The organism is Candidatus Aegiribacteria sp. (genome assembly GCA_021108005.1).
Classification (GTDB): Bacteria; Fermentibacterota; Fermentibacteria; order Fermentibacterales; family JCC-6; genus Aegiribacteria.
This window is the reverse complement of the sequence record JAIORS010000081.1, coordinates 1-4316: the sequence shown is the minus strand read 5'-3', so window position 1 is coordinate 4316 and position 4316 is coordinate 1. Positions and strand designations below refer to the sequence as shown.

Here is a 4316-nt window from a genome sequence, read left to right as displayed (position 1 = left end):
AAGCTGACCTGGTATCTTCCGATCTGATCCGGGGGGATTATTATGCATGAGAATAATTATCGATAACTGGCAGATCATCTTGATAAGCTTCCAGGCGGTTTTGCTCCAAGTCACACGTGGTATATTTACTGACAACGATGTTTGACTGCGGGTATTTCATATCGTATGGTCAGTTTCAGGCAGGGAAATGGTGACATCTGCAAACGGATGAGCTGTTTTGGGGGTAGCTAATAAGATTGAGGAAAATCCACTTTCCTGTAATTCATTCTGCTACCATGAAAGAAGACAGCCTATCAAATCAATAAAAAAATGCTTGTTCTTACTTGGTTATTGTACTTGCCTGGTTCAGATACTTCTAACCTCATGTTCCTCATCTGAAGATGCAAGCATTCCTGAAATACCTGTGATGACTCTCACAGTAGTTGATTCTCTTGGCGTAGAGTACGGCGATACTACTCAGATGTATGGTTCTATTACCGGTGCTTGTTTTATCAGCTATGAAGAGTTCGTTGTTCTTGACAATGTCATGAAAACAGCTCAAAAATATTCTCGATCTGGAGAGTACCTTGGTTCGGTTGAATATCAAGGATCCGGTCCTCTAGAGATCGTAAATGCAGGACACCTGTGCCCGCTTGAAGAAGGATTTGCAGTCATGGAGCAATTCCTACCTCCCAAATACCTGATATTTGACAGCAGCATGATACCCCGAAAATACGTTGTCATTCAAGAAAACGCCCCACTTTTTGAACCATGGACTCTTGAGGACAGTACAATAGTCAGCGGGATATACTCCATTCGGAACAATGATGAACAGATGCTTATCGGTATGGATGTCTCCAGATGGAATATGAGCGGAGAAAGAGAAATTGAATACTATTCGGAATACTATCCAATCTCTGGTGCGGAAGCAGCCTCGTATGAGGTGTTCGTCGCTCTCGAATTCTGTATTGCATCAAGTCGTTCAGGTAGAGTTTTCGTTGTGCCTGACAGATCAGAATTTCATATTTATTCCTTCGCTTCAAATGGAATCTGCGTAGATACGCTCTATACGTACCATGAATGTATTCCCAGAAGTGAAGAGGAGCTCATACAGGAAACAGAATTCCGCAAAATGAGAGACAGACATCTTGGTGACTGGATGCCATCCCAGCTTGAAACAGGAATTGTACAGCTGCAGATTCAGGATTCTCTTGGCTATCTCTGGGCAAGTCATGGTTCGTATTTCGATCCTGAATTTGATGTGTATAGCTTCGATGGTGAACTGGTTTTCTCGTGCGAATGTGAGGGCTTGCCCGGAAATGAAATGTTTAGATTCAGTATAACCGACTATGGGTATCTTGCTTACTCTATGCATCCTTACGACTACCCGAAATTGTATATACTGGGATTGAGTGACTGATGATAATTCAGTGCAGAACAAAATCAGTAGACCTGCGGAACCATGATGTTGGCTCTCGTGAAAAAGCCCCATAGTGAGATTTCGATTCACGGCGAACATGTTGATGAATTACTCGCCTGGATCAAGAAGAAGTACGACGTTACCGTCCTAGCTGACGAACCGGTCACAAATGCAAAGCCATGACCCAGAGTAATATCTGTGCTGGTTATGCAAAGCGTTTTCTAATAGAAATCATAAATGACTACATTGCGTTCGTATGTATTCTAATGTATACTATCTGCACATGATGAACTCACATATTGGAGGTGAGAAATGTCAAAGACTGTTACACTCAGGCTTGATGAAAAGATATACAAGCAATTTCGTGAATTGGCTGAACAGGACAATCGTCCTCTTTCTAACTTCATTGAGACCGTTGCCTTGCGCTATATCGAAGAACACAGGTATGTAAACGAGTTTGAAATGGCTGAAATTCGTGAAAATGAATATCTGAACAGAAGCATCAGGAATGGGCTACAGGACGCGAAATCTGAGCGAGGTCAGTTTGCCTGATTTCAAGATATTCGAAACCAAGGAATTCCTCAAGCAACTTGGGAAATTACCGCTGAATGAATCTGCATTTCTAAGGAACAAGCTTAATGTGTACATATATCCACAGCTCAGGATTGAACCATTTTATGGAAAGAACACCAAGAAGCTTCGGGGCTACTCCCCTGATACCTGGCGATACAGGATTGGCAGTTTCAGATTGTTTTATATCGTGGAGAAGAAGGAACATATCGTGTTTATTCTTACGATTGATGCTAGAAGAAATGCATACAAGCAATGAATTTAAAGTTAACAAAATGCAGCAGTACTGCAGCTTCACGATTGAGTTCTGGATATAGCAGTCTGCTGATTTAGAGCGTTCACTTGACGGAAACAAGAAAATATGAATGGAATTCCAATAACAATTCTTGTGTTTTCAATTGCCATAGTGCTTTCTTGTGGTAATGAGCCTGATACCATTAGTACTGGTAATCACGAATACGAAGTAAGAAATGGTATAAGCTTAGACACACTCTTAAAGTGGAAGCTTTATGCCGAGTCATCCGATGATGGTCTTTGGGAGGGAGATTCTGCACATTACATACTTTTCGACCGAGTAGCGATTCTAGGTGATGAAGAGGATTCCACACCACCGTTCTACAACGCACTCTACCTGCATACAATGGGTGATACTCTTTTGATAGCCGATCAAGCTACACAGGAACTGGTATGCATGAGACCAAACGGTGAAATGCTATGGAAAGCCGGGGAAAGCGGTGAGGGCCCGGGACACTTTCATGGAATAGGAACCATTGCTTCAGCAGGAGACTGGATCGCCGTAGCGAATACCGGTCTTGGTAGAATTGATTTCTTCTCTAATAGTGGTGTTTTTACAACAACTATCTCTATCGAGACCCCTGAGGATCTCATTGCATTATCCGATTCCACACTGGCTGTTCTTTCTGGAACACAACAAGGTGGAGTCATTCACATCATACATGTTGATTCCGGTCATATCAGATCGTTTGGAGAAATCGAAGGGGATTCTGAAATGACGTTGGATAGCCGATTCAGGGACAATCTTCGCGGTGTATTCATCCCTCCAGATATGATAGCCTTTATTTCCAGATACGAGCATCGACTCCATATTTTCAATCTTGAAACCGAAGAACCTATTTTCACAGGTGTTCGCGATCTCCCATCAGAACCAGCTAAACCTTATCGCAGTTTCAATGAAGAAACTGGAATTCAGTCAACAGTGATGTTCCCATCCGTTGGCGGTGTTTTCAGAGGCCCGGAAGGCATGATCAATGTCGTGGTAGATGAATACCAAAACGATGGTTCTCTTCTGCACAGCAATCGATACATCAACTACGCTCCGGTTACTATTATCGATAGATATGATTCAAATGGAGAATACCTTGATAGTTACTGTCTTCCTGATTCTGGAATATCCTGGGTGAGAATGCTCCATGATCATCAATTGGTCGGAAGACAACAAGGAACAGGTATGGTCATGATATACGAACAGTTTGAGGAAGTACATTAATCATTAGCGAACCGGCTGCAGTAGACAAGTACTACCTTATTCTTCTGCTCTGTTCACTGCTTGCTACTACGCCGGAGTGTGCATATCGATGAGGGAGATCCAATGCTAAATGGAGATAAGGTCATACTTCGCCCAATGGTAAAGAGCGATATCGAACGGCAACATAAGTACAATCAGGATGTTGATCTGTACCTGCTCAATGCTGGTCTCCCACATGTATCACCACTAGAAAGAGCCCAGGAAATGTATGAACTCTGTACTAAGAAAGATCGAAACGCTCAGTATTTCGCTATTGAGGCAGACGGGAAGTACATCGGCAACTGCTCGCTCAAGTTGTCAAATGCCTTTCCTGGTGTGTATAGGCTTGGAATACTGATTGGAGACCAAGACTATTGGGGTAAGGGTTACGGTACGGACACGGTCAGGGTCCTTCTCGGTTATGGATTTCATTACCTGGGAGCACGCCGAATCGGACTTAGTACAAATGCAAAGAACCCTCGAGCAATCAGCTGCTTCCGAACATGTGGTTTCGTAGAAGAGGGTCGCGCTCGCAAGGTTCAGTGGATCGATGGTGATTATACAGATCTTGTCACCATGGGAATACTACGGGAAGAATGGGAAGGAATGGAATGAAAAGATCCATTGAATCCGCAAGTCTTATATCGATTCTTGCTCTCCTGATCGGCTGTGCTGAATCTAATCCAGCCCCGGAAGAAATTGGTTCAAACACTCATCAACCCCGATATGATCTCATGAAGGTTGACTCCATTGGAATAGAATCGGGCGATTCCAATTATGTATTTGGCACAATCATTGATGCTGCATATCTGAACGATGACC

The 4316-nt window shown here is 43.1% G+C and carries 6 protein-coding genes; all 6 read left to right on the top strand.

Going from position 1 to position 4316, the window contains the following annotated elements; all coding sequences use genetic code 11:
• Positions 1–406 precede the first annotated feature (406 nt).
• Positions 407–1399 carry a hypothetical protein gene (locus tag K8S15_04980; protein ID MCD4775391.1) on the top strand — a complete coding sequence of 331 codons (993 nt, stop codon included), beginning with the start codon at positions 407–409 and terminating at the stop codon, positions 1397–1399.
• A gap of 312 nt (positions 1400–1711) precedes the next feature.
• Positions 1712–1951 carry a ribbon-helix-helix protein, CopG family gene (locus K8S15_04975; protein MCD4775390.1) on the top strand — a complete coding sequence of 80 codons (240 nt, stop codon included), beginning with the start codon at positions 1712–1714 and terminating at the stop codon, positions 1949–1951.
• The gene (locus K8S15_04970) at positions 1944–2228 is read left to right on the top strand and encodes a type II toxin-antitoxin system RelE/ParE family toxin (protein ID MCD4775389.1); all 285 of its coding nucleotides are present in this window, start codon (positions 1944–1946) and stop codon (positions 2226–2228) included. Before K8S15_04975 ends, K8S15_04970 begins: the two co-directional genes overlap by 8 nt.
• Before the next feature lie 102 nt (positions 2229–2330).
• Complete coding sequence (locus K8S15_04965) at positions 2331–3476, top strand: hypothetical protein (GenBank protein ID MCD4775388.1); 1146 nt, start codon at positions 2331–2333, stop codon at positions 3474–3476.
• A 102-nt stretch (positions 3477–3578) separates the two neighbouring features.
• Complete coding sequence (locus tag K8S15_04960) at positions 3579–4109, top strand: GNAT family N-acetyltransferase (GenBank protein MCD4775387.1); 531 nt, start codon at positions 3579–3581, stop codon at positions 4107–4109.
• Positions 4106–4316: hypothetical protein (locus K8S15_04955; protein MCD4775386.1), on the top strand; the 211-nt coding region annotated here is incomplete at its 3' end. The genes K8S15_04960 and K8S15_04955, both read left to right, overlap by 4 nt.